The sequence below is a fragment of the Streptomyces sp. genome (assembly GCF_035563135.1).
Classification (GTDB): Bacteria; Actinomycetota; Actinomycetes; order Streptomycetales; family Streptomycetaceae; genus Streptomyces.
Genome location: NZ_DATMVN010000455.1, coordinates 1 through 2,365, shown reverse-complemented (window position 1 = coordinate 2,365; position 2,365 = coordinate 1). Strand labels below are relative to the sequence as shown.

General features: G+C 72.1%; 3 protein-coding genes. All 3 read right to left on the bottom strand.

Annotated features, from left to right (window positions below):
- Positions 1-66: 66 nt before the first annotated feature.
- Complete coding sequence (gene eccD / locus VN520_RS20320; protein WP_325748356.1) at positions 67-1,407, bottom strand: type VII secretion integral membrane protein EccD; 1,341 nt, start codon at positions 1,405-1,407, stop codon at positions 67-69.
- Positions 1,408-1,559: 152 nt separating this feature from the next.
- Positions 1,560-1,823, bottom strand: a complete 264-nt coding sequence (locus VN520_RS20315; protein ID WP_325748355.1) for a hypothetical protein — start codon at positions 1,821-1,823, stop codon at positions 1,560-1,562.
- 77 nt (positions 1,824-1,900) lie between these two features.
- Positions 1,901-2,365 (bottom strand): helix-turn-helix domain-containing protein (locus VN520_RS20310; RefSeq protein WP_325748354.1); only part of this gene is annotated, 465 nt, incomplete at its 5' end.

Below are 2,365 nucleotides of genomic sequence, written 5' to 3'. Positions count from 1 at the left end.
CCGCGTTCGGCATCTCTGCCCTTCTTCTCCGCCGTGCTGCCCCTGCCGGAGCGCCCGCGCGTTGACTCAGAACTTGTTGAGCAGCTGTCCGAACACACCGAACACACCGACGGCGAGCGGGAAGAGCCCCACCATGCCGATGGATTCGACCAGGTCGGCCATGCGCCGGAGCCGGACCCGCACGTGCTCCGGCGGCTGTACCGCCAGGACGAGCAGCGGCAGAACCGCTGCCGCACCCAGCACGGCGACCGGCCCGGCGCCCCCGTCGTGCTGCGTCCACAGCACCACCAGGCGTACGAAGAGGACCGCCGCGGCGGCGAAGAGCGCCACCACTTCGGCGACCAGGGGGAACGCGCGCGCCCGGGACAGCAGGACCACGGCGACAACCGAGGTCAGCACCACGGTCCACACCGTCTGCGTCCCCGCCCGGGTGATCAGCCAGCCGGCGCCCGCAGCCGAGACCGAGGCGGCCAGGGTCGCGAGCGCGAGGCCGCGGTGCGTGGCCGCGAGGGCGTTGCCCACCTCGTGACGGCTGACGGAGACGCCGCCCGAACGGCGGTCGTCGAGTGCGGTCAGCCCCGACGCCATCAGCGCCAGGCGGGGCAACAGGCCCAGCAGGACCACCGAGACGACCGCCATGACCGCTCCGAGCCGGGCCGGGTCACCCTGGACGGCGGCGACGCCCTCCCACACCACGGTGAGCGAGGCGGTCGTCGCGGCGCCGATGAGCCCGCCGCGGCCGAGCGGTGAGAAGTAACCGAGCAGTACCAGGGTCAGGACCACCGCTGCCGCGACGGCGGCGAGACGCAGGGTGCCCGGCCACGTGTAGGCGTCGGCCGCGGTCCACGCGGCGAGGACGCCGAGCGTGCCGGAGAGGAACAGGAGCGCCGTCGCCAGGCCGCGGTTCCCCTGCCCGGCCTTCGCGACGAGGGCACCGGCCGCCATCAGTACGCACGTGACCGCGGCGAGGGAGCCGGCCAGGGTTGCGAGCGGGAATTCGCGGCGGGCGAGCAATGCGGCGGTCACGGCGAGGACGACGGTGGCCACACCCCCTGCGACCCGGCGCGCGGCGGGCCGCCAGCGCCATGCCCGCAGATCGAGGTCGTCGGCCACCTGGTCGGTGACGTCGTGCACCACAGGAGCGGGCGGCGCGGAGTGCGTCCTGACGAGCCGGAGCACGGCCCCGTCGGCGACCCCTGCCGATGCCAGTGTGCTGTCGTGCGGCAGCGCCGATCCGTCCGCCGTCATCAACTGCCGTGTCAGCGGGCGCGAGGCGACCCGGTCGTCGAGCACCTGGAGGATGTCCGGGAGCAGTTGGCCGATCGGGGTGTCCGACGGGAGGACGATGTCGGCCCGGCGCCGCTCGCCGACCAGGGTCACCCGGCTCAGTTCGGTCCGGGAAGTTATCGCTGTGGTCACCACTTACGGGAACCTATCATCACGGCTTCGAGTGCTTTCGGGGTCAAAGGTGCGCAACGGTATCCGTGGTCTTTTCGCTCAATCCGAGGGAATCATCCGGTATTTCCCCGGAATTCCATGAGCGCTTCCGCCGCTTCCTCTCAACCGGTGCGGTCGTACTGCTGTGCCTGGCGCTGCTGCTCCTCCTGCTCCGCCTTCTGCTTGTCCAGCGTGTGCTGGAGGAAGGACCACCCGATGCACCCCGCGCACATCACCGCTGCCAGGGCGATTCCCGCGAATACCTTCCCGAGCCGCTCGTCGGCCGTGCGTCGCGCCCTTTGTGCGCCGAACAGCAGCGCGTCGCGCATTCTGCGCCGGCGTACTCCCACCGACTCCAGTAGCTGGCTGTCGTAATCCCGTGCCATGGTCGTCCGTCGCCTCGGTCGCTCGTTGCGTCAGTCGTCGCCCTGAAACATAAGGCACGGGTCGGACAGGGCCGGGTTCAGGGCCTGTGCTCCCGCAGCGCGAACCACAGCTCCGTCCGTACGTCCATGTCGTCCAGGTCCATGTCCAGCAGCGCCGCGCACCGGGCGATGCGCTGGCGGACCGTGTTGCGGTGGATCCGCAGGGCCACCGCCGTGCGGTCCCAGCCGCCGTGCAGACTCAGCCAGCAGCGCAGGGTCTCCGCCAAGGGCCCCGTGAGGGGGGCCAGAAGGGCTCGGGCATGGGCTTCGGCGCGCTCGGCCGGGATCAGGCCGGCCAGACCTCCGATGCCGGGTCGGTGCGTGACCAGGGGCGTACGGGTCGCCTCCGCGCGGCCCAGGGCGCGGGAGGCCTGGGTGTCGGCTTCGGGCAGGGCGGTGACCGGGGCGGGCGCGGAGACGCCGAGTGTCCAGCCGGGCTGCGGGGCCACCGCCTCGCGGCGGCCGGAGAGCAGGATCCGTACCGTCTCCCGGTCCACGTCCGA